Raw genomic sequence first — 26494 nt, 5'->3', positions numbered from 1 at the left:
TCGGAAATTACACGATAATTGATTTTCCTTCATTTGTATGTGACTTATTCTTATCAAAATAAAAATCGATTCTGCCTAAATTTATTCCGTAGCATCCCACCTGATTTACAAGGACATCTTTTCCAGCTTTATTTTTTACAATCGTAGGTTTGTCTAAAAAAGTATGGGTATGTCCGCCAATGATTAAATCAATATCCTGAGTTAATTCGGCTAATTTTAAATCGCAAATTTTTGTCGTATCATCTTTGTATTTATAACCCAAATGCGAAAGGCAAATAACAACGTCGCATTTTTCTTCTTTCTTTAACAATTGACTCATATCCTCTGCAATTTCTACAGGGTTATTATAAATAGTTTCTTTGTACATTTTTTTATCAACCAGTCCTTCAAGTTCTATTCCTAATCCAAAAACGCCAACCTTAATTCCGTTTTTATTGAAGATCTTGTATGGTTTTACAAGTCCGTTCATGACTGTATTTTTGAAGTCATAATTTGAACAGATAAATTCAAAACTGGCATGTGGCATTTGCGCATACAATCCATCAAGTCCATTATCAAAATCATGGTTTCCAATAGTAGAAGCATCATATTTCATCATGCTCATTAACTTGAATTCAAGTTCTCCGCCATAATAATTAAAATAAGGAGTTCCCTGAAAAATATCTCCTGCATCTAATAAAAGTACATTTGGATTTTCTTTACGGATAGTTTCAATAAGAGCAGCTCTTCGGGCTACACCGCCTTTATTTGGATTACGGGGATCATCAGCCGGAAAAGGATCTATGTGGCTATGCACATCATTGGTATGCAGAACGGTTAGCTGTTTTACATCGTTTGTTTTAAAACTGTTTAATGATAGGCCTAGACCTAACAAGGTGGTACTGGCAGCTGTTTTTTCGATAAATTCTCTTCTTTTCATTGGGTCTGTTTTTTGAGAAAAGTTGGTGTTTTAATTTAGATTCATTTTTTTTGATTATTCTTCAGTAATTCGGATGTCTTTTGGTAACGGAATCGTATCTACATCTTTAAAGTAATCAATCAACACATTTCTAAGTTTATAATCTAAATCAAATTTTTGAGCATTTTTTAGAAAGAAATTCATGTTGTCACCTCCATTTGCGAGATAATCATTTGTAGCAACATAATACAATTTGTTGATATCAAGAGGTTTTTTCTGAATTTGAATATTTGTAGCGGTATTGTTTTTTGTAATTGTAAAAGTCATTCCTGATAAAGGATGAGCTTTTTTTTCTTTAATTATATAAGATGTCATTTCAAGAATCTGTTCACCTTTTAAAGCGAGGACAACCAAATTGTTTTCAAAAGGCATAATTTCAAAAGCCGTTCTTGTTGTCACATTTCCTTTTGGTAATAGGGCTCTTATTCCTCCATGATTTAAAAAGCATAAATCGATGTCTTTTTTTTCACGGGCTTTAAAAATCAGATTCCCTTTTTGTAAACAAATATCAGTCAATAAGTTACCGATAGTAGTTTGCCATTCACCAATGCTCTTATCAAGCGTTTCAGGACAATAAGCTAATACGCTGTCTAAATCTTTGTTGATATGATTTCGAAAAGGCTTGATAAAATTTTCAATCTCAGGTACCTGATTTTTTTCGGTAACAGGAAGTTGTTTTCCTTCTATCTTAACTAAGTTGTAATTTTTCTTACTGCATGAAAACACAAAAAAAAGTGTTAAGAATATAACAAAAAGTTTTAAAAATCCGTTATACTTTTTTAGTTTTACCATCTTAAATGCGACTTAAATAATTAATTTTGTAATCTGGTAAAAGTAGTATGTTTTTAAATTATCTAAAGGATTTTTTTATAAAAAAAACATTAAAAAATAATGTATTCAATGTAAAAAATGAAGCCTTTACCAGTAATGTACAAACAATAGGCCTGTTGATTGACGAGAGTAAATTCAGGCATTCGAAAGCACTTATTGAAGAATTGATTTCTTATGGCATTGATACTGAAAATATAAAAGCCGTTGTGTACAGAAATAAATTCAAGGAAAAGAAATTGTATCATTTTCCAACTTTTTCAAAAAAACATATAGATTGGAAAGGGGATAGTAAAGTAAGTTTTTTAACTGAATTTATTGGAGCAGAATTTGATCTTTTGATTAGTTATTATGATGTTCAAAAACCCATTTTGAAGCTGATTACGAATCAATCAAAAGCTAAATTTAAAGTTGGATTTGCATCAATCGATAAGAGTATAAATCGTTGGATGATAAATACTTCTTTAGATAATTATAAACTTTTCGTTTTCGAATTGTTTAAATATTTAAAAAGTATAAAATAAAATATAAATTAGAATATGCAATCATTAATAGGAACCGGTGTTGCCCTTGTCACTCCATTTAAAAAAGATTTTTCAATTGATATAGAAGCCTTACAGCGAATTGTTAATTTTTCAATTGATGGCGGAGTGGAGTATTTGGTTGTAATGGGAACGACTGCAGAAAACGCAACTTTAACAAAAGAAGAAAAAGAATTAGTTATTTCGACAGTAATAGAAGTTAATAATGGAAGATTACCATTAGTTCTTGGAGTTGGAGGCAACAATACAATGCAGGTTGTAGAAGAATTAAAAACCAGGGATTTTTCAGCATTTGAAGCCATTCTTTCAGTTTCTCCCTATTATAATAAGCCTACACAAGAAGGGATTTATCAGCATTTTAAAGCTATTGCTGAAGCTTCTCCGATTCCGGTAATTTTATATAATGTTCCTGGCAGGACATCAAGTAATATGTTGCCATCAACAGTAATTCGTTTAGCAAATGAATTTGATAATGTCGTGGCTATAAAAGAAGCAGCAGGTGATATGGCTCAGGCTTTACAATTGATCAAAAATGCGCCAAAAGATTTTTTAATAATTTCTGGGGACGATATGATTGCTCTACCTGTCGTTTTAGCTGGCGGAGCCGGAGTTATATCAGTTATAGGGCAAGGTTTTCCAAAAGAATTTTCAGAAATGATCCGTTTAGGCCTGAACCGAAAAGTAAATGAGGCTTTCAAAACACAATATTTTTTATCAGATTGTATCGATATGATTTTTGAGCAAGGAAATCCTGCCGGAATCAAACATGTGTTTCAATCACTTGGAATTGCAGATAATACAGTCCGTTTGCCATTGGTGTCAGTAGATCAATCATTAGCGGACCGATTAAATAAATTTGTAAAAGCAGCATTAAAATAGAATAAAAAAACACGTATTTTATTATACCAAAAAATATTTTGTAGTAGCTAAATTAATAACTAAATTTGCCACCGAAACTTCGGTGTGATTTTGCTTAGGCATAATTGTCTAAGGAATCATAATAAAAGTAAGAAAATGAAAAAAATAGTATCGCTTTTAATTGTTGTTGCCCTTTTTTGTTCTTGTAGTGATTATCAAAAGGCATTAAAAAATGAAGATGTTGCAGCAAAGTTCGAAATTGCAACCAAAATGTACGAGGCAGGCAAGTACAATAAAGCAATCAGACTTTTTGAACAGTTAGCACCAACATACAGAGGTAAACCTCAGGCAGAAAAACTGTTTTATATGTTTTCCCAGTCCTACTATAAAACAAAACAATATTATTTGGCAGGATATCAGTTTGAAAGCTTTGTTTCGGGCTATCCACGAAGTGAAAAAGTTCAGGAAGCTGCTTTTTTAGGTGCTTACAGTTATTCTAAATTGGCTCCTGTTTATAGTTTAGATCAAACAGACACAGTTAAGGCATTGGATAAATTGCAGGCATTTATTGATAATTATCCAAATTCAGAATACATAGCTCAGGCAAATGAGGCTGTGAAGATACTAACAGGAAAACTTGAGAAAAAAGCATATGAAAATGCTAAAGGATACAACACTATTTCGGATTATAAATCAGCTTTAATTGCTTTTGATAATTTTATTGCAGATTATCCGGGCACTCCTTTTAAAGAAGATGCCTTGTTTTATAAATACGATTCAGCATATCAATTGGCTATAAATAGTATTCCTCAAAAAATGGAGGAACGTTTGAATGTTGCTAAAGTAGCTTACAATAATTTATTGAAGTTTAAAAGCGATACAAAATACAAATTGAAGGCAGAAGAAATGAATGCAAGAGTTGAAACAGATTTACAAAAATTTACTAAATAAATAAAGTCATGGATTTAAAAAAGACGAATGCTCCTGTCAATACAATAACTTATAATAAAACAGTTATTGAAGAGCCAACAGGAAATGTGTATGAAGCAATCACCATTATGGCTAAAAGAGCAAACCAGATTAATTCTGAAATAAAAAAAGAATTAACTGAAAAATTAGAGGAATTTGCTACTTACAATGACAGTCTTGAGGAAGTTTTTGAAAATAAAGAGCAAATTGAAGTTTCTAAATTTTACGAAAAATTACCTAAACCACACGCTTTAGCCGTTCAGGAATGGTTAGACGGTAAAACATACCACAGAGGTTCAAACAAATAATAGTATAATGTCAGTTTTAAAAGGAAAAAAAATTCTACTGGGTGTTTCCGGTGGAATTGCAGCCTATAAAACAGCCTCATTAGTACGACTTTTTATAAAAGCAGGTGCACATGTCCAGGTGGTCATGACACCTGCTTCTAAGGATTTTGTAACCCCACTTACTTTATCTACTTTATCAAAAAATCCTGTACACTCCGCTTTTTTTAATCAGGATGATCAGGATGCTGTCTGGAATAATCATGTTGAATTAGGGCTTTGGGCCGATTTAATGTTGATTGCTCCGGCAACTGCCAATACATTATCAAAAATGGCTACCGGCAATTGTGATAATCTTCTTGTTGCAACTTATTTATCGGCAAAATGTCAAGTTTATTTTGCTCCGGCAATGGACTTAGATATGTATAAGCATCCTTCGTCAATATCAAGTTTTACTGCCTTAAGACAATTTGGAAACATAATGATTCCGGCAGAAAATGGAGAATTAGCAAGTGGCCTATCAGGCGAGGGAAGAATGGCTGAGCCTGAAAATATTATTGCTTTCTTAGAAGCCGATTTGGAAAGTAAATTGCCTTTAAAAGGAAAAAAAATCCTAATAACAGCAGGGCCGACATACGAAGCTATAGATCCTGTACGTTTTATAGGGAATCATTCTTCAGGAAAAATGGGATTTGATATTGCAAACGCAGCAGCTGCTTTGGGAGCTTCTGTTATATTGGTTTCAGGACCAACAAATCTAAAAGTCAAAAATTCCTCGATCGAAATAATAAATGTAGTTTCAGCCCGGGAAATGTTTGATGCCTGTCATTTGCATTTTAATGATGTTGATGTTGCGATTGCAGCAGCGGCAGTTGCAGATTATAAACCTAAAGTTGTTGCTGATCAAAAAATAAAAAAAAATGCTGAAGACTTTTCAATAGAACTCGAAAAGACAAAAGATATATTATTATCGTTAGGCAAAATCAAGAAAAAACAGTTTTTAATTGGATTTGCGTTGGAAACTGAAAATGAAATTGAAAATGCTAAGTTGAAAATTCAGAAAAAAAACTTAGATTTGATTGTTTTAAATTCATTGCAGGATAAAGGTGCAGGCTTTCAGCAACCCACTAATAAAGTGACTTTTATTGATAAAGGATTTAAAATTGAACCAATGGACTTAAAGTCAAAAGAATCTGTTGCAGTTGATATTTTAAACAAAGTTATAGAACATTTTTATGTGTAAATTAGTTACTTTTTTAACGTTTTTGTTTTTTGGTTTTGCTCAGGCACAACAGTTAAATTGTACAGTAACAATCAATACCGAGAGATTACCAAATCCAAATCAGCAGGTTTATAAAACACTTCAGACATCATTGTCGGAGTTTGTAAATAAAACGGACTGGACAGGATCTGTTCTAAAGCAAAATGAACGAATTAATTGCTCAATGTATATTACACTTTTGTCCAATAATTCGGATCAGTTTTCGGGGACAATACAAATACAATCATCAAGATTGATTTATAATTCAACTTATTCTTCACCAGTTTTAAATTTTAATGATAAGGATTTTAATTTCAGATATACAGAATTTGAGCCTTTATTATACAATCCTGCTACTTTTGAATCTAACTTAATATCGGTAATATCATTTTACAGTTATATGATTTTAGGTATGGATGCGGATACTTTTCAGTTTGCAGGAGGGAATTCTTATTTTGAAACTGCACTAAATATTTCAAATGTGGCACAGCAAGGAGGTTCTAAAGGCTGGACTCAGTCTGATGGTCTTCAGAATCGTTATTTTTTTATAAATGATATGCTGGCTCCAACGTATTCTGATTTGCGAAAAACAATTTTTTTATACCATACAGGTTTGGATATAATGAGTCAGGATTTGAAAGCAGCAAAAGAGCAAATAAAAGCTTCATTAATGCTGATAGGAAAATTAAATTCCGTTAAGCCAAATGCTTTTTTGACAAGAGTATTCTTTGATGCGAAATCAGATGAAATAATATCTGTTTTTTCTGGCGGACCAAGTATTACAATTACAGATTTAGCGGAAAATTTAAATAAAGTTTCGCCTATAAATTCAACAAAATGGTCGCAGATTAAATATTAATTCGATTTTTGACCAATTTTACTACTCCAAATAATTTACTTTTAAAGCTATATGATTACTTCATTATCAATTAAAAACTACGCATTAATTGAAAAACTAACTATAGATTTTTCTAAAGGTTTTTCTATAATTACAGGAGAAACCGGTGCTGGTAAATCAATAATTTTAGGTGCTTTAGGATTGGTTTTAGGAAAAAGGGCTGATTTAACATCTCTCAAAAATAAAGAAGAAAAATGCATAATTGAGGCACAATTTGAAATTTCTAAATACAATTTGGCTGCTTTTTTTGAAGCAAATGATCTGGATTATGAGGATGAAACGATAATTAGACGTGAAATACTTCCTTCAGGAAAATCGCGCGCTTTTATTAATGACAGTCCTGTAAATCTTCAGGAATTACAAGATTTAAGTTTCTTTTTGATAGATATTCATTCACAGCAGCAAACTCAGGAACTATCAGATGAAGTTGTACAGTTTAAAATAATTGATGCAATTGCCCAAAACACAGCCATTATTGATTCTTATCAAAATGTTCTGAAACGATACAAATCAGATAAGTCAAAATTAAATGTATTACTTAAAAAACAAAGTGATGCAGGAAAAGAGCAGGAGTATAACAGTTTTTTATTAAACGAACTGTTTGCCGCTAAATTAAAAACTGGAGAACAAGAAGAACTTGAAGCAGATTTTGAGAAGTTAAATAATGTTGAAATTATAAAAGAATCAATTGATAAAGCATTGTTAATTGGCAATGAAGAGCAATTTGGTGTTTTTCATAACTTGAATGAAATTAAGACTTCATTGCAAAAAATCGCGACTTTTTCATCAGAATACCAAAGTTTGTTTGAGAGGATTACAAGTGTGACAATTGAATTTGATGATATTTCAAGAGAGTTACAAAATGCTTCTGAAAAATTATTAAACGATCCTGAAAAATTAGAGTTGACCAATCAGAAATTGCAGCTTATTTATAATCTACAGAAAAAACATCAGGTTACTACAGTAGATGAATTGTTACAAATTCAGGTTAATCTGGAAAATTCAGTTTTAGAATTAGGTAACATCGAAGAAGAAATTACTGTTTTATCAAAATCAATTGAAGAAAAAACAAAAGAGTTAGACACTCTTTCAGCAAAAATTCATCAAAACAGACAAGAAGCAATTCCAGTTTTATCAGGTCAGTTAATTTCTATATTAGAAACTTTAGGAATGCCAAATGTTCGGTTTAAAATGGAACTGTTACAATCAGAAACCTATTTTATAAACGGGAAAGACGAATTACAATTTTTATTTTCTGCCAATAAAGGAACTGATTTTGGATTGCTTAAAAAAGTAGCCTCAGGTGGAGAAATGTCACGCATAATGCTTGCAGTTAAAGCTATTTTGGCGCAATATTCTAAATTGCCAACGCTAATTTTTGATGAGATTGATACAGGGGTTTCCGGTGAAATTGCCATTAGAATGGGAGAAATTATGAAAGAGATGAGTACAAAAATGCAAATATTTGCTATTACGCATTTACCTCAGATCGCCGCTAAAGGTGATTCACATTTTAAGGTATTTAAGTCTACAACCAATGATGATACACAATCAGAATTAAAGCTTTTGGCTCAGGATGAAAGGGTTATAGAAATTGCTCAGATGCTTTCCGGAGCTAATATTTCTGATTCAGCATTAAACCACGCAAAACAATTGTTGAATTAAATATATTTATGGAGAGTTTGAGTTTTTATGAGAATCAGTTTATAAAAGCAGATTCATTAATTTCTGAAGGTAATTCTGCAGATGCAAAAGAACTTTTGGAAGAAATTTTGTCGCAATATCCTGATTTTGGTAAGGCCCATAACCATTTAGGGTGGATTTACTACAATAAATTAAGTGATTACGAAAAAGGCATTTATCACTATAAATTAGCGATGAAATTTGAACCTAAATATCCTGCACCTTATTTAAATTATACTTACCTTCTTATTGATATTGGAAGGTATGAAGAAGCGAAAGAGCATATTAGCTTTACCATGCAGACGCTGGAAAATTTTGATTCCTCATCTTATAATAGTGAATTAGGAAGGATGGCGGAGTATGAGAATAACTATATAGCTGCTTACAAATATTATAATTTAGCAAAAAAGAATGCTTTAAACCCAAATTTTATTGACAATATGAAGGCCAATATGAAAAGGGTTAAAGATAAAATGTCTATTTTTGAAAAATTAAAACTGAAATTGAAATAATACAAAAAAAATAATTACAAGATGATTATAGAACCTAGAATGAGAGGATTTATTTGTTTGACAGCCCACCCAAAAGGAGCAGAGCAAAATGTTAAAAATCAAATTGAATATATAAAATCAAAAGGTCCTATCGAGGGAGCAAAAAAAGTTTTGGTAATTGGTGCATCAACAGGTTTTGGCTTGGCTTCAAGAATTACCAGTGCTTTTGGGTCTGATGCGGCAACAATTGGAGTGTTTTTTGAAAAACCACCAGTTGAGGGAAAAACAGCTTCTCCGGGCTGGTACAATTCAGCAGCTTTTGAAAATGAGGCGCACACAGCAGGTTTATATGCAAAAAGTATCAACGGTGATGCTTTTTCAAACGAAATAAAAAGAGAAACTTTAGATTTGATTAAAGCTGACTTAGGTCAGGTTGATCTTGTGATTTACAGTTTAGCCTCTCCAGTGCGTACAAATCCTAATACCGGAGTGACTCATCGTTCTGTTCTAAAACCAATCGGTCAGACTTTTACAAATAAAACAGTTGATTTTCATACAGGAAAAGTCTCTGAGGTTTCAATAGCTCCTGCTAATGATGAAGATATTGATAACACAGTTGCCGTTATGGGTGGAGAAGACTGGGCTATGTGGATTGAAGCTCTTAAATCTGAAAATTTATTGGCAGATGGAGCAACAACGGTGGCGTATTCATACATTGGCCCATCATTGACAGAAGCAGTTTACCGTAAAGGTACAATTGGCCGTGCAAAAGATGATTTAGAGGCTACTGCATTTACAATTACGGATAGTTTAAAATCAATAGGAGGAAAAGCTTATGTTTCTGTAAATAAGGCACTTGTTACACAGGCGAGTTCAGCAATTCCGGTTATTCCGTTGTATATATCACTTTTATATAAAATTATGAAAGAAAAAGGAATTCATGAAGGTTGTATTGAGCAAATTCAGCGTTTATTCAAGGATAGATTATACATAGGTTCTGAGGTTCCTGTAGATGAAAAAGGAAGAATCAGGATTGATGACTGGGAGATGCGTGAAGATGTACAGGCAAAAGTAGCTGAATTGTGGATGGAAGCAACTACAGAAAACTTATCGGAAATCGGAGATTTAGCAGGATATAGAAATGATTTTTTGAACCTTTTCGGATTTGAATTCTCAGGAGTTGATTATAATGCAGAAGCAAATGAAGTGGTTGAAATAGAAAGTATCAGCTAATAACTGAATCATTATAAATCAAAACCATCAACCAAAAGTTGATGGTTTTTTTATGAATATAACATATCTTTGCACGAAATTTGAAATTCACAAAATTACCTTCTTAATACCACATATTCTATTATGGTTTTTTCTTTAATTATACCCGTGTATAATCGCCCTGATGAAGTTGATGAACTTTTGGAAAGTTTGTCAAAATCTGATTATAATGAAGCTTTTGAGATTGTTCTTGTTGAAGATGGGTCATCAATTCCATGTAAAGAAGTCGTGAAGAGCTATCAGGGAAAACTAAATATATCCTATTACTTTAAACCAAACTCCGGACCAGGAGATTCAAGGAATTTTGGAATGATAAATGCGGTAGGCAATTACTTTATTATTTTTGATTCAGATTGTATAATTCCTTCAAATTATTTAACAGAAGTCAGGAAAGAATTAGACAGACAATATGTGGATTGTTTTGGTGGTCCGGATAAAGCTTTGGATAGTTTTTCGAATATACAGAAGGCAATTAATTTTGCAATGACTTCCTTTTTAACAACAGGCGGAATTCGGGGAGGATCTGAGAAAATTGATAAATTTCAGCCCAGAAGTTTTAATATGGGGATTTCAAAAAAAGCTTTTGAAGCATCCAAAGGTTTCGGAAATATTCATCCTGGTGAAGATCCTGATTTATCTATCAGACTATGGAATTTGGGTTTTGAAACAAGATTGTTTCCTAATGCTTATGTTTATCATAAACGTCGGATAGATTGGGAAAAATTTTCTGTTCAGGTTAATAAATTTGGTAAAGCAAGACCGATATTAAATAGCTGGTATCCAGAGTATAATAAATTGACTTATTTCTTCCCTACATTCTTTATGTTGGGGTTATTATTAGCTTTTTTATTGTTAATTTTTAATTTTGATCTTTTATTACAAATATATTTTGTATATTTCGTTATAATTTTTCTTACATCCAGCATTGGGAATAAGAGTGTTAAAATTGGATATCTTTCTGTAATTGCTGTTTGGAAACAATTTTATGGTTACGGAACAGGTTTCTTAGAATCATTTGTGAAAATTATTCTTTTAAAGAAAAAACCTCAGGAAGTTTTTCCTCAAATGTTTTTTAAAATATAATATGGCAAAGATTATTGGACTGACCGGCGGAATAGGAAGCGGTAAAACAACAATAGCAAAGTATTTTAAGGAAATGGGGGTTCCTGTTTATATTGCTGATGATGAGGCAAAAAAAATAATGCAGTCAAAGTCTATAATTGAAGATATTAAATCAGTTTTTGGAAAAGATGTGTTTGAAAATGAAGTTCTTAACAGATCGAAGTTGGCAGAAATTGTTTTTACAAATAGTGATAAATTAAATCAGTTAAATACAATCATACATCCGGCAGTTAAAAAAGATTTTGAATTATGGCTGCAGGAAAATAAAAAGTATAATTATGTCATTTATGAAGCTGCAATTTTGTTTGAAAGCGGCAGATATAAAGATTGTGATATTGTTATAACAGTAACAGCACCTGAAGAAGTAAGAATTGAAAGAGTTATTAAACGTGATAACACAAGTAGAAAAGAAGTCTTAAACAGGATAAAAATGCAGTGGAAAGACGAAGAACGCATTCATAAGAGTAATTTTATTATAAATAATGAACATATTGAAAAAGCAAAAGAGGAGGTTGTTAAAATTCTTAAAATTTTAAATATTAAACAAAATCAGTCTTAAATGTTAATATTTGGTTAATGTATTATTCAGTATATTGTTAAAATATTAATTTTGTTTCGATGAATAAATTATTTTTTAGAATACTTGTTTTGCTAATGAGTTTGTCCTTAATAGGGATAATTCTTGTTCAGGTGTATTGGTTCAATTCTTCTTTGGAAAATAATGATGAGCAGTTTAAATATCATGTTACCCAGGTAATTAGCGATGTTTCAGATAAGCTTGAAAAACAAGAAGAGTATCTCTATTCGGATAAAATTAATCGTATAAAAGATAGTACGGGTAAGATTCCTCAAAAGGAAGATTTACTGGAGATTTTATTTGTGCAAAGAAATACGAAAACAAACAAAACTATTGTTTATAAAAATAGTATAACCTCTGAAAAATACGATATAAATAATTCGTCACTTTTTAATAAAAAATTTAACTCGGATGGATTTAAAAGGTTTAGTTCAAAAAGGCTAACAGAGATTTACAACAATAACAATATCATTGATAATTCATCCTTAACGCAGAGTAGTATTCCTGACATCAAAATTGAAAAAGACGGGAACCTTGATATTTTGAATGAGGCACAATTAAAAATTTCATATAAAGATATAGCTGCTATATTGCCTATTGACGAAAGGGTTACACAAGAGAAATTAAGAGGCCTCCTGAAAAAGGAACTTGCTGAACATGGGATAAAAACTAAATTTGAATTTGGTATATACAGTAATAACGTTCCTACGAAAATAAAATCTGATGGTTTTCTGTATGATAAGGAAGCCACTTATAATATTCCGGTTTTTAAAGATATTGAGGGAAATAGTAAATATGAATTATTAGTTACTTTTCCGCACAAAAAGAAATTTCTATTATCCCAACTGGTTAGTATTACTATCCTTTCGATAATTTTTACGCTTATCATAATTATTGCTTATACAAGTGCTCTAAATCAGTTAATACGTCAGAAACAAATATCTGAAATTAAAACCGATTTTATAAACAATATGACGCATGAGTTTAAAACACCAATTGCGACAATAAATTTAGCTCTTGATGCAATTAGAAACCCCAAAATTATTGAAGATAAGGAGAAAGTATTTCGTTATCTGCAAATGATTAGAGATGAGAACAAAAGAATGCATGCTCAGGTTGAAAATGTACTAAGAATTTCAAAACTAGAGAAAAAAGAACTTGATATCAGTAAGGAACCAAGTGTAATTCATGATGTAATTGAAGATGCTATAGAACATGTAAACCTGATTTTAGAAGATAAAAAGGGTACTATTGTAAAACATTTGAATGCAGCAAGAACTACTTCTCTAATTAATGAAGTGCATTTTACAAATGTTTTGGTTAATATATTAGAAAATGCTATAAAATATTCGCCGGATATTCCTGAAATAGAGGTGTTTACGGAGAATGTAAAGGACATGATTCTTATAAAAATAAAAGATAATGGATTAGGAATGAGTAAAGTGGCTCAAAAAAGAGTTTTTGAGAAATTTTACAGAGAACATACCGGAGACTTACATAATGTAAAAGGACATGGTTTAGGTCTTGCTTATGTAAAAAGAATTGTAGAAGATCACAATGGTCAGGTTTATGTAGAAAGCGAAAAGGGAAAAGGTAGTACCTTCATAATAAAAATACCACTAATAAATTAAAATATGGAAAATATTAATAAAAGAATACTTTTAGTAGAAGATGACCTTAATTTTGGTGCAGTTCTTAAAGATTATTTGATGCTTAACGACTTTGATGTCACTTTGGCAAAAAATGGAATGGAAGGTTTCGAAAAGTTCAAAAAGGATGTTTATGATTTATGCATTCTTGATGTGATGATGCCTTATAAAGATGGGTATACTTTAGCAAAAGAAATCAGAGAAAAGAATAGTGAAGTTCCTATTATTTTTTTGACAGCTAAATCAATGAAAGAGGATGTTTTGAAAGGATACAAAGCAGGTGCTGATGATTATCTGAACAAACCTTTTGATTCTGAAGTATTATTGATGAAAATCAAGGCGATCATTCAAAGAAAATCATCTGATACAAAAGCAGAACAGATTCAGTTTGAATTCAATATTGGTAAATTTCATTTAAATTCAAAACTAAGATTTTTGACATTTGAAAATGATGAACCAATAAAATTATCTCCAAAAGAGAATGAATTGCTTAAAATGTTAATTCTACATGAAAATGATCTGATGCCCAGAGAATTGGCGTTGACAAAAATTTGGAGAGATGACAACTACTTTACTTCAAGAAGTATGGATGTTTACATTGCAAAACTTAGAAAATATCTGAAAGCTGATGAGGATGTTGAGATTTTAAACATTCACGGAGAAGGTTTTAGACTAGTAGTAAAAAGCAAATCTGTATCAGAATAAATAACAAAAAGCTCCGAGTCATATCGGAGCTTTTTTTATGGATGAGGGTTAAAAGGATTTCTAAACTAAATTAATTCCCAATGTAATTTCGGTTTTCAATAACTTTGAAATTGGACAAATTTCTTTTGCTTTTGTTGCAATTTCTACAAATTTTTCGGCTGTTATTGAAGGCACCTTTCCTTTGAGTTCTAAGTGGATTAAAGTGATAGAACCATCTTCAAAAGTAACTGTGGCTTCTGTAGACAAATCATCAGCAACAAATCCGCCTTCGTTTAATAGGAAACTTAATTGCATGGTAAAGCAGCCGGAATGAGCCGCAGCAATAAGTTCTTCCGGATTGGTTCCTACTCCGTCTGCAAATCTTGTTTTAAAAGATAATTGTGCATTATTTAAGGTTGTACTTTGTGTCGTTATAGTTCCTGTTCCTTCCATACCTGTTCCTTTCCAGTTGGCGTTGGCTTTTCTTGTGAATTTCATTTTCGTTGTTATTAAAATTTATAATTGAACTGATATATTGTTGATTATCAGTTGGTAATGTGTTGCTCAAATATAGTTATTATTTTGTGGTTTTGTTGTATCAATTTGTCCTGAAATAAAAAATAAATAAAAAAGGGTGTAATGGAAATTATCATTACACCCTTTCTTAAATTATGGCTTTTAAAGCCTTATTCCTGGTTTAAATTACGCAATTGTTTCAGTTTGTCTTTCCATACTTCCAGACTTTCTTTATGAATAGCAATATTTTTACGAACTTCAAGCACTATAGAGTTTTCTTTTTTTGCATTTTTTGTATTAGTAAAAAACTGGATATTATTTTCTAATTGGAATATTTCATTTTGAACTTCTTCGATTTTACGAATTATGAAAATCTTTTCATTATCTAATTTTCGCGTATCATTACTTTCAGATAAAGAATCTATTCTGTTCGAAAAACGCATCATTTCAGTGTCCTTTTTACTCAGGCTTAATTTTTCAAAAAGAGCGTCTAAGATTTTGTTGAATTTACCTTCAATATGACGTCTTGAAAAAGGAACTTTTCCAAATCCTTTCCATGTTTCAATATGTAATTTAATAGCGTCCAAATCTGTTTTATGATCTCCTGTAAGTTCGAATGCTCTTAAGGTGTCTAAGTATGCTTTTTTATTGTCAAATGCAGCAACTTCTTCTTCGTTTTCTTCAGATTTGTGTTCTTTTAATTTGTCAAAATAATGGTTGCAGGCATCTTTAAACTCTTTCCAGATTTTGTCTGAGTATTTTTTAGGAACATGACCAATTTGTTTCCACTCTTCCTGAATTTGTTTCATTATTGGAGTAGTAGCAGCAAAATCTGTGTTTTCCTGTAGTTCTTTAGCCTTTGCAACTAAAGCTATTTTTTTATTTAAATTCTCGTTTTGGTCTTTTTTAATGTCTTTATAAAAAGAATTTTTAAAAGAATTAAAGTTTCTCACTGCAGTTTTAAATGCTGCCCAAGTCTGTTCGTTAACATCACTTGGAACTTTTCCAGCAGCAAAAAAATCATTTCTAAGTGCTTCAACTTTTTGTATTTGTACCAGCCATTGCGAATGAGAACCCACTTTTTCTGTAGCTAAAAGTTCAATAGTAGCGATAATCCCTTTTTTAATTTCAAGATTTTGTTCTTCGTTCGCTCTTTGGCTTTCAAATAAAAGTTCTCTCTTATCATGAATCTTTTTTGTTAGCTCGCTAAATTTATTCCAGATTACATCCCGATATTCTTTAGATACAGGGCCGATATCCTCTTTCCAGATTCTGTGTAAATCCTGTAATTCGCGAAATGCTTTACTAATGTCGGTTTCATTTACTAATTCTTCAACACGGGTAATTATTTTTTGTTTTTGTTCCAGATTATATTTGAAATCCAAATCTCTTGCTTCACGGTCTAAATGCAGATAATCATAGAAATTTTCAACATGAAAGTGGTAATTATTCCAAACGTGATTGTATTTATCTTTTGGAATTGCTCCGGCATTTTTCCATCTTTCTCTTAATTCATTAAAATGTTTAAGTGTGTCTTTGATGTTTTCCTGCGGATTTATAAGTTCTTTTAGCTCGTCAACGATAGCAAGTCGGTTTTCTAAATTTGATTTTAAATTGCTTTGCAGATTTTTAAAATGAGCATTTCTCTTTTCTCGAAAAATGTTATAATATTCATCGAATTTTGACTTTAAAGGAGAATGGTATTGAAAATCTTCATTTGGGTCCTGATTTGTTGCATTAAATTCTTCCTTTTTCTCCTCAATGAGATGATTAAACTGGATTAAAAAAGATTTTTTAATTTCTTCAATATGATCTTTTACAGACATCACTTTGTCTGTATTTACAAGTTTTCTTAATTCATCGACAAGTGTGTCTAATGAGAATGTATCATAATCCTGCATAGGAATATCATGACGCTCTTTTAATGTTTCGTCCTCGCTTTCTTCAGCATTAGAATTTGTTATTGCATCTAATGCTTCCTGATGACTTGTTTGTTCGACCTGAATATTTTCTGTTCCATTCTCAGGAAGAGAAATTTTATCTTCTGTTGTCGTTTCAGAAATAGATGTTTCTATTTCATTATTTTGTAAAGAATCATTTACGTCGATTCCTGATTTTCCATCTGCTTCCTGCAGGTTATCATTCTTTTCTTCTAACATTTTAAATGTATAAGGTTTTTATTTAAAGATTGCGAAAGATAGTAAAGGTGTTTCTAAATACAAAATAAATCGTTTGTTTATATGTTTTTTTGATTTAAAATCTTACATTATTTAATCTTTAAACTTATTTAAATCTAATGAATTCATTTTTTAGTAAATGTTGGGCTTGGTTTTCTGAAGGAGTCCAACTATTTTAGTATAAAAAAGAGGCTGTCCATACTTTTCGGACAGCCTCAAATTATAATTGTTTTACGAAGAATTATTTATTCCAGATTTTCCATGCTTTTTCTGCCTGGAAAATAAGCATATCAAGACCATTTTTTATTACTGCACCTCTTTCTTTGGCATTTTTTAAAAATTGAGTTTCAGCAGGATTGTAAATTAAGTCATAGGCAATATGTTTTTCGGTAAAAAAATCGTACGGAAGATCTGGGCAGGCTTCAGTATTTGGGCTGGTTCCGACAGGAGTACAATTAATTATGATTTGAAAATTATCAAAAGTAGTTGCATTAATTAAACTATAGTCAATAATATTTTCTTTGGCTTCCCTGGAAACAAAAGTATAAGGAATATCCAGTTCATCTAAAGCAAAAGCAACACCTTTTGAAGCTCCACCAGTTCCTAAAATAAGTGCTTTTTTATGATGTGGTTCTAATAATGGTTTTAATGATTTTTTGAAACCGTAATAGTCTGTATTGTATCCTTTTAATTTTCCTTTTTTGGTAAACTTAATAGTGTTTACTGCACCAATTAAAGTTGCTTTTTTTGAAAGTTTATCTAAAAATGGTATTACCTGTTCTTTGTAGGGAATCGTAACATTAAGACCTTTTAGATCGGGGTTGTTTTTTACTAATTCAGTAAAATAATTAATTTCCGAAATATCGAAATTTTCATAACTGTTGCCTGCGAAAACTTCATCATTAAATTTTTCTGTAAAATATCCTTTTGAAAATGAATAGCTAATGTTACGGCCTAATAAACCAAATCGTCTTCTTATATTATGAATCATTATTGTTTTCTGTGTTTTTCAATATAATTTTTTACTGTTTTTTTTGTCCAGACTACAGGGAATAAATCTTCAATTAAAATGTAATTATCAAAGTTTAAACGTAATGCGTTACTTAAATGGAATTTAGCTTTTGTATTGTCCTGAATCATAAAATACAATCCGGCAAGACGATACTCGATTTCATTTTCTTCCGGGAAATATTCAGAAGCCTGCAGTAAAGTTTGAACGGCACTGTCAAATTCTCCTAAAAATTGCAAAATATCTACCCAGAATAACCAGGTATCTAATGCATAATCGCCAAATTCTACTGCTTTTCTATAACCAAACTCAGCTTCTTCAAAAAAATTCATTTGTTTATTTATAGTAGCATAACGTTTCCAGTACAAACGATTTTGATTATCTATTGCTAGTGCTTTATTGACAAAAAATAAAGCTTTCTGAAAGTTTTTCTGACGAACATAAAAGTCGGTAATAGCAATCCAGCCTTTGTCCAGAAGAGGGTCTTCATGAACGGTTTGGTTATAATATTTAAGGGCTAAAACGGTATTTCCTAATTTTTCATAACATTTACCAATACGCAATAAAGCATAGGAAGTTGCATCATCTAATTCGATAGTACGGTTATAACTTTCTATTGCTTCAGTATATTTTTTGAGTCGTTCATAAGCTTTTGCTTTTTCCATGAATGCCCCTAAAAATTCTTCGTCAATCAGGGTTGCATAGTCAAAAGCGCGAATGGCATTTTCGTATTCTTTTATGCCGTAATGTAAGCGTCCCAGCTGGTGCCAGGCAATTTCACTATATGGGTTTTTATTGATATAATCCTGAAGGTATACAATGGCTTGCTGATTTTGATCTAAAAATTCAAAACAATAAACCACATTATATAAAGCTGACTGGTCTTCTAAATCTTCTTCAAGGCATTTGATAAAGCTGTCTTTGGCCATCTCCAGATTGTCCATAAAAAGATACTCCATTCCGATTAAGTTGTACACATCAGCGAAATCGTCAGTATATTTTAAGGCAATTTTAAGTAATTCTACTGCTTTTTCGTGCTGGTCTCTTTTAGAGCAGATATTGGCTTTCTGGATGTAAATTTCCTCGTTATTGGGTTCGATTGCATATAACTCGTTTAAAAGTTTTTCGGCGATTTCTAATTTGTCGTCGTAAACCAGCATTTCTACTTGTACTAATTTTAAGCCTGTAGATTTTGGGTGTTGGTCTAATGCAAGTTTTAAGGCTTTTTTTGCTAAATTAGCCTTGCCTATGTCTAAATAATGAAGAATAATTTCTTCGAACTCTTCAGAATCAAAAAAGAGTACTTTGTTAGTTTTTAACATCGACTCAAATTTGGATAGGGATAGGTTATAATCTTCTTCTTCGTTGCTTAATTGCATACTTTGTGTTTTTGAAATTAGCCTGTTATAAATTTAGGTAACCATATTATTTAGTTAGTAAAGGAAATGAATTGTTTTGAACAATTTAATTAACAATATGGACAGAATTTGATGCTGTTTTTAAATTATAATCTTCTGATATAAAAGATGATTTGTCTGTTATTCTGATTTTTTTTTTAAAATTCATCTGTTAGCCCAGATAGAAACGATATCCTTTTATTTTTTTCTTTAAAAAACAAAAGATAAAGTGGATAGCTGGAAATGGCTCCTAATTATACTTTTTGTCCTTTTTTAAAATTTCATCCATAACTTCTAGAATTATGGAGCAGCCTTCTTTTATTTCTTCTTCAGAAATGGTTAATGGAGGTGTTATCCGTATGGCACATCCTTCAAACAGCAGCCAGAATAAAATGAGTCCTTTGTCCTTACAGTTTAAAATTACCTCATTGGTTATTTCGGCAGTTTCAGTCATCGCGGCAAGCATTAATCCTTTTCCTCTGATTTCTGTTATCAAAGGGTGTACCAAAAGTGATCTGAAGAGTTTTTCTTTGGCTAAAGTTTCCTGCATCAGATTAGTCTCAGTTAATTCTTTCAAAGTTGCCAGACAGGCTGCCGCAATGACAGGATGACCTCCAAAAGTGGTGATATGTCCTAATTTTGGGTTCGCCATTAAAAGATCCATTTTTTCAGCAGCTGCCGTAAAAGCACCTACCGGCATTCCGCCACCCATGCCTTTTCCCATTACAACAATATCAGGAATAACATCGTAGTTTTGAAAACCGAATAATTTTCCGGTCCGGCCAAATCCAGGCTGAATTTCATCTACGATCATCATCGCACCAACTTCGTTACAGCGTATTCGTACTTTTTGCAGAAAGTTGTTTTCTGGCTGAATAAAACCAGCGCCGCCCTGAATCGTTTCGAGTAAAATGGCTGCTGTTCTGGTCGTTATTTTTTGTAAATCGTCTTCGTTGTTAAATGTAATAAAATCAACATCCGGTAGCAATGGGCGAAAGGCTTGTTTGCGTTCTTCGAATCCCATAACACTCATAGAGCCCATCGTATTTCCGTGATAGGCATTGTTGCATGAAATGAGCTGACTGCGGCCTGTTGTTCGTTTTGCTAATTTAAGTGCCCCTTCGATTGCTTCTGTTCCTGAATTTACTAAATAAGTTTTGTTTAACGAATCTGGTAGGAGTGAAGCTAATAATTTGCAATATTCTACGGCCGGACTTTGTGAATATTCGCCATAAACCATTACGTGTGAATATTTGTCCAGCTGATCTTTTATTGCCTGATTTACTCTAAGATGCTGGTGACCTAGTGTACAGGCTGATACGCCGGCTACAAAATCTAAATATTTTTTATTAGTAGTATCGTAAATGTAAGAGCCGATTGCATGCGAAACTTCCATTCCGAGTGGGTAAGGAGAAGTTTGTGCCTGGTATTTTATAAAATCTGGATTCATTTTTCTGAGTTTTTAAGAAACTAAGATTTGATATTCGGAGTTATTTTCGGTTGCTTAAAAACCACTGTTGCCAAAAACTATTTTTTAGCTTTTGTCTTAGTCGATATGCTGGCTTTTGCTACAGGTTTCTTCTTACCGTAATTTAACGTTTCCTTCCTGACTTTCATTGGAACATTTGGTTTGGCATCTGCCGTTTTACCTTCTTTGATTAATTTATCGTTGAGTTCGTTTTCTTCAGCAGGGAAAATAGCATCTTTTGATTTTATGCGTTCATCTCCTCGCCAGACAAAGCCTTTTAATTTCCTGTCATTTTCTGCTAATTCGTCTTCAGGATAGCTATCACTTTGAACATTTTTAAAAAGAGTGATGTTTTCCACTCTATTATTCTCTATAATAAGGTTAATTCTGCTGCTTACACTTTTGTCGATACCCACAAGTTCGTTTGCTGAATTTCGTGCATAATATATCGCTTCTGTATTTTTTATTATATCGACATCATGTAGTTTTCCGTCCCTGAATTTCCCAAACAGGTTGAGGCCTTTGACCTGATTATATCCTGTGCCGAGCGTGTCCTTTGATATTAGAAAGGTATTGTTAAAAACTTTAAGCGAGTCTATTTTCCGGGTCTTATTATCTCCAATTAAATGCATGAGGTCGCCGGTAATCTGGCTTTCTGCATTCCATAAAATTGGATTGCCTATTAGTTTTGTTAATGCTGTTTTACTGTTTGAATGAAGGGAATCACATTTTCCACTCATATCGATTTTGTAAAAGCGGACATTATTAAAAGCTCTGATGATTCTTTCTCCTTCTTTCCCGGTAACCATTAGTTTTTTACCATGAATATATACAGAATCTTTTTCGACCAAATTTATAGCAACTGCCCTTTTTGTTACAAACATAGAATCCTTTAGTTTGTATAATTCGGCATAATGACCTTTTACGATTCCTTTGTTTATAGAATCGGTAATTTTTACGTTTCTGGTTGCTGAAGCAAATTCGGTATTTCGATTGTAAAACAGACTATCACCTTCTATTCTCCTGTCATCGTATTTTATGTATGATTTTCGCAGAAAGTGTGCGAGGTTTTTCTTGGTATCGTAAAAACCATTTTCGGTGTAGATATAATTTGTTTTGCTTGTAATAGTTGACGGTCCAAATAAATAAGAGTGTCCAGAGTTACTGTAAAAATCTAAGTGATTAGATTTTATGACATATTTCGGGTTTGTGAGCGTTACTTCGGTTAAAAACTGAAATTTTTTCTGCGCTACATAATATCTTCCGGATTTACTCACTAAGGTATTGTCTTTGTTGACAATAGTACCCTTTGTATTGTAAAAAACTTCCTGTACATTTCTGTCAAAATTGATAGTGTCTGTTTGCAAGGTTGCGTCTGGAGAGGTCATTACTGCATTTCCGGTTGCAAAAGCTTTTTTTACATTACCGCTGTATTCGGCATATTTGCTGTTTAAAAATAAGGTATCGCCCTGAACAAGTTGTACGTTTCCGAAAGCTTTAATATAATTTTCTTTTTGAAAAAAATAAGCTTTATTACAAGTAAGGACTACGCCATCGTGATTTATTTTTACATTTCCCGTAAGTAAAAGTGCCCCGGGAATTTCTACTTCGTTGACATCTGAAAAGTCTGAGTTCTCGACTATTATTTTTTTAGGTGCCTGTGCAAATACGCCTTGTACACTTACCAAAAGCAAACAATAAGATATGAAAAAGAATAATTTATTCAATTGATTTAATTTTTGTCAAATTTATGAAAAAGCGAAGAACCTTAGTTCATATTAAGATTTATTTATAATCCTGGTTAAGGGATATTTGTTATTTCAAATTTATAAATCGATAATAGAAAAATAGCTGCTTTGACTCTTTTAATTTAATTGTATCATTTTTTTGTAAAAAAAGTCAAATATAGGCAAACCACCTTGAGTACTATGTAAATTTAGAAGAGGGCATATTTCTATAATTAAAGTTTGTTTTTTAGAGTTTCGGCATCAATGCTGCTATGTGAAACATCATAAACAGCTTTTCCGTTTTTGATCAAAATTAATTGAGGTGACTCATGATAAACATTAAACTTTTTGGCGATTTCATTTGAAACGTCACGGTGTGCAATCAAATCGAGAAAATACGCATCGACAGTATCGTTTAAATCAAACTCACGTTCAAATTGTTTCAAGGCCATCCTGCTAATACTGCATCTGGTACTGTGTTTGAAAATTATAACCGGTTTTTCGTTCGATATTGCTTCAATTTCCATTAACTGTAAAATATCAGTTAATTCAGTCCAGTTTACATTGCTTTTGGGAGAATTTGTATTCTCTGAATTTCCGAAGATTGAATTTAAAAAACTCATAATTGGCTTGTTTTATGACTTTTTGACGTTTAAAAAATAGCTAAAGCCAGTTTTAAGTGTCATTTTGTCTGTAATTTTAGTATGGAATGTATTTTGAATTAAGTACAAAGGTATCGTATTTAAAGTTATAATTAAATGCAATAGATTCTAATTTTGGTGGTATCAAAACAAAAAATGTAAAATTCAATCCTAAATCGAACAGCTATGAATATTAATAAATTTACAACGAAATCACAGGAAGCTATCCAGCTTTCTCAGCAACTGGCGCAAACATACGGACAGCAACAAATTGAAAACGAACACATTTTTAAGGCTATTTTTGAAGTCGATGAAAATGTAGTGCCTTTTATTTTGAAAAAACTCAATGTAAACGTGCCCTTGTTTTTGCAAATTTTAGACTCAACTATTCAGAGTTTTCCAAAAGTTTCAGGAGGCGATATTTTGCTTTCCAGAGAAACAAATAAAACTTTGAATGAAGCTGAAATTATTGCAAAAAAAATGAATGACGAATATGTTTCGATCGAACATTTAATACTAGCAATTTTTGATTCGAAAAGTAAAGTAGCTCAAATTTTAAAAGATCAGGGTGTTACCGGAAAAGGTCTGAAAGCTACTATTGAAGAACTTAGAAAAGGTGAGAGAGTAACCTCGGCTTCGGCGGAGGAAACTTACAATGCCCTGAATAAATATGCTAAAAATTTAAACGAATTAGCAAGTACAGGAAAACTGGATCCTGTTATTGGACGTGATGAGGAAATTCGCCGTGTGTTACAGATTCTGACACGAAGAACAAAAAACAATCCAATGCTGGTTGGAGAACCAGGAGTTGGTAAAACGGCGATAGCAGAAGGTTTGGCGCACCGAATTGTTGATGGTGATGTGCCTGAAAATCTGAAAGACAAAATTGTTTTTTCTTTGGATATGGGGGCATTGATTGCTGGTGCAAAATACAAAGGAGAATTTGAAGAGCGATTAAAATCAGTGGTTAAAGAGGTTACGGCTGCTGAAGGTGATATTGTTTTATTTATTGACGAGATTCATACTTTAGTTGGCGCAGGTGGAGGCGAAGGAGCCATGGATGCAGCAAATATCCTTAAGCCGGCTTTGGCTCGTGGAGAATTGAGGGCGATTGGAGCTACCACTTTAGATGAATATCAAAAATACTTTGAAAAAGATAAAGCTTTGGAACGTCGTTTTCAGAAAGTTCTGGTAGATGAGCCGGATACTGAAAGTGCGATTTCTATTTTACGCGGAATTAAAGAAAAATATGAAACACACCACAAAGTCCAGATAAAAGATGAGGCAATTATTGCTGCAGTAGAGCTTTCACAGCGTTATATTACGAATCGTTTTTTGCCGGATAAAGCTATTGACTTAATGGATGAAGCTGCTTCTAAGTTACGTATGGAAATTAATTCAAAACCAGAAGAACTGGATGTCTTGGATCGTAAAATCATGCAATTGGAAATAGAAATTGAAGCTATTAAACGAGAAAAAGAAGAAAGCAAGCTTAAAATCCTTCGTATGGATTTGGCAAATTTAAAAGAAGAGCGTAACGAAATCTATACCAAATGGAAATCTGAAAAAGATATTGTAGATGGAATTCAGGCAGTAAAACTTGAAATTGAAGACTTTAAATATGAAGCAGAACGTGCAGAACGCGATGGGGATTACGGAAAAGTAGCCGAAATCCGTTACGGAAAAATTAAGGAGGCGCAGGAACGTCTTGATGTTTTACAAAAGCAACTACAGGAATATCAATCTGGGAATTCATTAATTAAAGAAGAAGTGACCCGTGAAGATATTGCAGAGGTTGTTGCTAAATGGACTGGAATTCCGGTGATGAAAATGCTTCAGACCGAAAGAGAAAAATTACTGCATCTTGAAGAAGAATTGCACAGAAGAGTAGTAGGGCAGGAAGAAGCTATTGAGGCTGTTAGTGATGCTGTACGAAGAAGCCGTGCGGGGTTACAGGATATGAAAAAACCAGTTGGAACGTTTTTATTTCTGGGAACCACCGGAGTGGGTAAAACTGAGTTAGCAAAAGCATTGGCCGAATATCTTTTTGATGATGAAAATGCCATGACACGTATCGATATGAGTGAGTATCAGGAACGCCACAGTGTGAGTCGTTTGGTTGGTGCACCTCCAGGATATGTTGGATATGACGAAGGAGGTCAACTGACAGAAGCGGTGCGCAGAAAACCGTATTCTGTGATTTTATTAGACGAGATCGAAAAGGCGCATCCAGATACATTCAATATTCTGTTACAGGTTTTGGATGAAGGGCGGTTGACAGATAACAAAGGACGTTTGGCAGATTTTAAAAATACAATTATCATTATGACATCTAATATGGGAAGTCATATCATACAAGAGAAGTTTCAAAATCTAAAAGGAAGTGTCGAAGCCGCCACTGAGGCTGCAAAAGTGGAGGTATTAGGTTTGTTGAAACAGACCGTTCGTCCAGAGTTTATAAACCGTATCGATGAAATTGTAATGTTTACGCCTTTAACAGTCGACAATATATCCAGAATTGTGAGTTTACAGCTTAAAAGTGTTAGTAAAATGCTGGCATTGCAAGGTATTACGATGGATGCAACTCCTGAGGGAATCCAATATCTTTCAGATAAAGGATATGATCCAGAGTTTGGTGCAAGACCTGTAAAACGAGTAATTCAGAGAGAAGTTTTGAATCAATTGTCTAAAGAAATTCTGGCAGGAAATATAACAACAGACAGTATTATTTTAATTGATGCTTTTGATGGTAAACTGGTCTTCAGGAATCAGACAGGTGAATTAGAAAACTAAATATTTGGTTTTTAATAGTTTGAAAACACCAGTTGTAAAGCTGGTGTTTTTTTATGTTTCTTTTCTTTATCGTAAAATTTTACTGTAAGAATTAGTGTATATTTGAACGACCAAATTTAGATTTTAGATTTAAGTTAATGAATAAAATTAAATCTTGAGTCACATAAAATAATTCACTATTAAATCAATTATATGAAAGGAAACCAACAAACTTTTTTTATTTTATTTATTACCGGTATTTCATTTCTCAGTAGTTATTCGCAAGAGAGCGTAGTAGTTGCCGGAGGAAGTGCCACTGGTGCGGGAGGTACCTCGAGTTATTCAATTGGGCAAACAGTTTATACAACTTTAGCCGGAGCTGATGGGTATGTTCTACAAGGTATTCAACAGCCTTATGAAATCATTACCTTAGGAAACAATGAATTTACTGATATTAATCTAATAATGACTGCTTATCCAAATCCTGCTATTGATGTATTTAATTTAGTTGTAGCAGCTGATAAATGGAATGAATTATCGTATAATTTATTTGATATTAGTGGAAAAATAGTATCTAAAAATTTAAAAATAACAAGTTCAGAAACAAGTGTATCCATGCAAGGATTGAATCAGGGAATTTATTTTCTGGCAATAAATAATGGTAACAAAACAATAAAAACTTTTAAAATCATAAAAAAATAACAATTAAAT

At 32.3% G+C, this 26494-nt stretch carries 24 protein-coding genes; 15 read left to right on the top strand and 9 right to left on the bottom strand.

Annotated elements, in window-relative coordinates; all coding sequences use genetic code 11:
• Window positions 1–7: 7 nt before the first annotated feature.
• On the bottom strand, window positions 8–919 hold the full coding sequence (locus DMB65_RS19900; RefSeq protein ID WP_110308385.1) for a bifunctional metallophosphatase/5'-nucleotidase: 912 nt from the start codon (window positions 917–919) through the stop codon (window positions 8–10).
• A gap of 54 nt (window positions 920–973) precedes the next feature.
• Window positions 974–1750, bottom strand: a complete 777-nt coding sequence (locus DMB65_RS19895; protein WP_110308384.1) for a 5'-nucleotidase C-terminal domain-containing protein — start codon at window positions 1748–1750, stop codon at window positions 974–976.
• A 47-nt stretch (window positions 1751–1797) separates the two neighbouring features.
• On the opposite strand from DMB65_RS19895, the gene DMB65_RS19890 reads away from it, so the two are divergent.
• The 13 genes from DMB65_RS19890 to DMB65_RS19830 all read left to right on the top strand — a co-directional run bounded on the left by DMB65_RS19890 (window position 1798) and on the right by DMB65_RS19830 (window position 14097).
• Entirely contained in the window at window positions 1798–2310 is a 513-nt protein-coding gene (locus DMB65_RS19890; RefSeq protein ID WP_110308383.1) for a DUF6913 domain-containing protein, read from the top strand.
• A 15-nt stretch (window positions 2311–2325) separates the two neighbouring features.
• Window positions 2326–3207: a 4-hydroxy-tetrahydrodipicolinate synthase gene (gene dapA, locus DMB65_RS19885; protein ID WP_110308382.1), complete on the top strand. Its 882-nt coding sequence runs from the start codon at window positions 2326–2328 to the stop codon at window positions 3205–3207.
• A 135-nt stretch (window positions 3208–3342) separates the two neighbouring features.
• Window positions 3343–4137: an outer membrane protein assembly factor BamD gene (locus DMB65_RS19880; RefSeq protein WP_110308381.1), complete on the top strand. Its 795-nt coding sequence runs from the start codon at window positions 3343–3345 to the stop codon at window positions 4135–4137.
• A gap of 8 nt (window positions 4138–4145) precedes the next feature.
• Complete coding sequence (locus DMB65_RS19875; protein ID WP_007807938.1) at window positions 4146–4463, top strand: DNA-directed RNA polymerase subunit omega; 318 nt, start codon at window positions 4146–4148, stop codon at window positions 4461–4463.
• A 7-nt stretch (window positions 4464–4470) separates the two neighbouring features.
• Entirely contained in the window at window positions 4471–5682 is a 1212-nt protein-coding gene (gene coaBC / locus DMB65_RS19870) for a bifunctional phosphopantothenoylcysteine decarboxylase/phosphopantothenate--cysteine ligase CoaBC (RefSeq protein WP_110308380.1), read from the top strand.
• Window positions 5675–6559, top strand: coding sequence for a type IX secretion system protein PorD (porD, locus tag DMB65_RS19865; RefSeq protein WP_110308379.1), 885 nt, complete (start codon window positions 5675–5677; stop codon window positions 6557–6559). The genes coaBC and porD overlap by 8 nt, the downstream gene beginning before the upstream one ends.
• A 51-nt stretch (window positions 6560–6610) precedes the next feature.
• Window positions 6611–8263: a DNA repair protein RecN gene (gene recN, locus DMB65_RS19860; RefSeq protein ID WP_110308378.1), complete on the top strand. Its 1653-nt coding sequence runs from the start codon at window positions 6611–6613 to the stop codon at window positions 8261–8263.
• 8 nt (window positions 8264–8271) lie between these two features.
• Window positions 8272–8793 (top strand): hypothetical protein, encoded by a 522-nt coding sequence (locus tag DMB65_RS19855; RefSeq protein WP_110308377.1) that lies wholly within the window; start codon window positions 8272–8274, stop codon window positions 8791–8793.
• A 21-nt stretch (window positions 8794–8814) separates the two neighbouring features.
• The gene (gene fabV, locus DMB65_RS19850; protein ID WP_110308376.1) at window positions 8815–10005 is read left to right on the top strand and encodes an enoyl-ACP reductase FabV; all 1191 of its coding nucleotides are present in this window, start codon (window positions 8815–8817) and stop codon (window positions 10003–10005) included.
• Window positions 10006–10128: 123 nt separating this feature from the next.
• Complete coding sequence (locus tag DMB65_RS19845; RefSeq protein WP_110308375.1) at window positions 10129–11127, top strand: glycosyltransferase; 999 nt, start codon at window positions 10129–10131, stop codon at window positions 11125–11127.
• A gap of 1 nt (window position 11128) precedes the next feature.
• Window positions 11129–11725, top strand: a complete 597-nt coding sequence (gene coaE, locus DMB65_RS19840; protein ID WP_110308374.1) for a dephospho-CoA kinase — start codon at window positions 11129–11131, stop codon at window positions 11723–11725.
• Between the two features lie 59 nt (window positions 11726–11784).
• Complete coding sequence (locus DMB65_RS19835; protein WP_110308373.1) at window positions 11785–13374, top strand: sensor histidine kinase; 1590 nt, start codon at window positions 11785–11787, stop codon at window positions 13372–13374.
• Between the two features lie 3 nt (window positions 13375–13377).
• Window positions 13378–14097, top strand: coding sequence for a response regulator transcription factor (locus DMB65_RS19830; RefSeq protein ID WP_110308372.1), 720 nt, complete (start codon window positions 13378–13380; stop codon window positions 14095–14097).
• Window positions 14098–14157: 60 nt separating this feature from the next.
• On the opposite strand, the gene DMB65_RS19825 is transcribed toward DMB65_RS19830, so the two are convergent.
• The 7 genes from DMB65_RS19825 to ytxJ form a co-directional block, all read right to left on the bottom strand.
• A complete protein-coding gene (locus DMB65_RS19825; protein ID WP_110308371.1) occupies window positions 14158–14574 on the bottom strand; it encodes an OsmC family peroxiredoxin in 417 nt (138 codons plus the stop codon).
• 188 nt (window positions 14575–14762) lie between these two features.
• The gene (locus DMB65_RS19820; protein WP_110308370.1) at window positions 14763–16751 is read right to left on the bottom strand and encodes a DUF349 domain-containing protein; all 1989 of its coding nucleotides are present in this window, start codon (window positions 16749–16751) and stop codon (window positions 14763–14765) included.
• 259 nt (window positions 16752–17010) lie between these two features.
• The gene (locus DMB65_RS19815) at window positions 17011–17760 is read right to left on the bottom strand and encodes a shikimate dehydrogenase family protein (protein WP_110308369.1); all 750 of its coding nucleotides are present in this window, start codon (window positions 17758–17760) and stop codon (window positions 17011–17013) included.
• The gene (locus tag DMB65_RS19810) at window positions 17760–19157 is read right to left on the bottom strand and encodes a tetratricopeptide repeat protein (RefSeq protein WP_110308368.1); all 1398 of its coding nucleotides are present in this window, start codon (window positions 19155–19157) and stop codon (window positions 17760–17762) included. Before DMB65_RS19810 ends, DMB65_RS19815 begins: the two co-directional genes overlap by 1 nt.
• A gap of 268 nt (window positions 19158–19425) precedes the next feature.
• A complete protein-coding gene (locus DMB65_RS19805; protein WP_110308367.1) occupies window positions 19426–20625 on the bottom strand; it encodes an aspartate aminotransferase family protein in 1200 nt (399 codons plus the stop codon).
• A 77-nt stretch (window positions 20626–20702) separates the two neighbouring features.
• Window positions 20703–22370, bottom strand: a complete 1668-nt coding sequence (locus tag DMB65_RS19800; RefSeq protein WP_110308366.1) for an OstA-like protein — start codon at window positions 22368–22370, stop codon at window positions 20703–20705.
• A 233-nt stretch (window positions 22371–22603) separates the two neighbouring features.
• Window positions 22604–22993, bottom strand: coding sequence for a bacillithiol system redox-active protein YtxJ (ytxJ, locus tag DMB65_RS19795; RefSeq protein ID WP_110308365.1), 390 nt, complete (start codon window positions 22991–22993; stop codon window positions 22604–22606).
• A gap of 204 nt (window positions 22994–23197) precedes the next feature.
• On the opposite strand from ytxJ, the gene clpB reads away from it, so the two are divergent.
• Both clpB and DMB65_RS19785 read left to right on the top strand, forming a co-directional pair.
• The gene (clpB, locus tag DMB65_RS19790) at window positions 23198–25804 is read left to right on the top strand and encodes an ATP-dependent chaperone ClpB (RefSeq protein ID WP_110308364.1); all 2607 of its coding nucleotides are present in this window, start codon (window positions 23198–23200) and stop codon (window positions 25802–25804) included.
• Window positions 25805–25996: 192 nt separating this feature from the next.
• Window positions 25997–26485, top strand: coding sequence for a T9SS type A sorting domain-containing protein (locus tag DMB65_RS19785; RefSeq protein ID WP_110308363.1), 489 nt, complete (start codon window positions 25997–25999; stop codon window positions 26483–26485).
• Window positions 26486–26494: the final 9 nt, after the last annotated feature.

The organism is Flavobacterium cheongpyeongense (assembly GCF_003202435.1).
Taxonomy (GTDB): Bacteria; Bacteroidota; Bacteroidia; order Flavobacteriales; family Flavobacteriaceae; genus Flavobacterium; species Flavobacterium cheongpyeongense.
This window is presented reverse-complemented; position numbering and strand designations above follow the sequence as displayed.

Excerpts from the sequence above, each read along its gene's own strand:
- DMB65_RS19900 (WP_110308385.1), bottom strand. The coding sequence starts at position 919 with ATGAAAAGAAGAGAATTTATCGAAAAAACAGCTGCCAGTACCACCTTG.
- DMB65_RS19895 (WP_110308384.1), bottom strand. The coding sequence starts at position 1,750 with ATGGTAAAACTAAAAAAGTATAACGGATTTTTAAAACTTTTTGTTATA.
- DMB65_RS19890 (WP_110308383.1), top strand. The coding sequence starts at position 1,798 with ATGTTTTTAAATTATCTAAAGGATTTTTTTATAAAAAAAACATTAAAA.
- dapA (WP_110308382.1), top strand. The coding sequence starts at position 2,326 with ATGCAATCATTAATAGGAACCGGTGTTGCCCTTGTCACTCCATTTAAA.
- DMB65_RS19880 (WP_110308381.1), top strand. The coding sequence starts at position 3,343 with ATGAAAAAAATAGTATCGCTTTTAATTGTTGTTGCCCTTTTTTGTTCT.
- DMB65_RS19875 (WP_007807938.1), top strand. The coding sequence starts at position 4,146 with ATGGATTTAAAAAAGACGAATGCTCCTGTCAATACAATAACTTATAAT.
- coaBC (WP_110308380.1), top strand. The coding sequence starts at position 4,471 with ATGTCAGTTTTAAAAGGAAAAAAAATTCTACTGGGTGTTTCCGGTGGA.
- porD (WP_110308379.1), top strand. The coding sequence starts at position 5,675 with ATGTGTAAATTAGTTACTTTTTTAACGTTTTTGTTTTTTGGTTTTGCT.
- recN (WP_110308378.1), top strand. The coding sequence starts at position 6,611 with ATGATTACTTCATTATCAATTAAAAACTACGCATTAATTGAAAAACTA.
- DMB65_RS19855 (WP_110308377.1), top strand. The coding sequence starts at position 8,272 with ATGGAGAGTTTGAGTTTTTATGAGAATCAGTTTATAAAAGCAGATTCA.
- fabV (WP_110308376.1), top strand. The coding sequence starts at position 8,815 with ATGATTATAGAACCTAGAATGAGAGGATTTATTTGTTTGACAGCCCAC.
- DMB65_RS19845 (WP_110308375.1), top strand. The coding sequence starts at position 10,129 with ATGGTTTTTTCTTTAATTATACCCGTGTATAATCGCCCTGATGAAGTT.
- coaE (WP_110308374.1), top strand. The coding sequence starts at position 11,129 with ATGGCAAAGATTATTGGACTGACCGGCGGAATAGGAAGCGGTAAAACA.
- DMB65_RS19835 (WP_110308373.1), top strand. The coding sequence starts at position 11,785 with ATGAATAAATTATTTTTTAGAATACTTGTTTTGCTAATGAGTTTGTCC.
- DMB65_RS19830 (WP_110308372.1), top strand. The coding sequence starts at position 13,378 with ATGGAAAATATTAATAAAAGAATACTTTTAGTAGAAGATGACCTTAAT.
- DMB65_RS19825 (WP_110308371.1), bottom strand. The coding sequence starts at position 14,574 with ATGAAATTCACAAGAAAAGCCAACGCCAACTGGAAAGGAACAGGTATG.
- DMB65_RS19820 (WP_110308370.1), bottom strand. The coding sequence starts at position 16,751 with ATGTTAGAAGAAAAGAATGATAACCTGCAGGAAGCAGATGGAAAATCA.
- DMB65_RS19815 (WP_110308369.1), bottom strand. The coding sequence starts at position 17,760 with ATGATTCATAATATAAGAAGACGATTTGGTTTATTAGGCCGTAACATT.
- DMB65_RS19810 (WP_110308368.1), bottom strand. The coding sequence starts at position 19,157 with ATGCAATTAAGCAACGAAGAAGAAGATTATAACCTATCCCTATCCAAA.
- DMB65_RS19805 (WP_110308367.1), bottom strand. The coding sequence starts at position 20,625 with ATGAATCCAGATTTTATAAAATACCAGGCACAAACTTCTCCTTACCCA.
- ytxJ (WP_110308365.1), bottom strand. The coding sequence starts at position 22,993 with ATGAGTTTTTTAAATTCAATCTTCGGAAATTCAGAGAATACAAATTCT.
- clpB (WP_110308364.1), top strand. The coding sequence starts at position 23,198 with ATGAATATTAATAAATTTACAACGAAATCACAGGAAGCTATCCAGCTT.
- DMB65_RS19785 (WP_110308363.1), top strand. The coding sequence starts at position 25,997 with ATGAAAGGAAACCAACAAACTTTTTTTATTTTATTTATTACCGGTATT.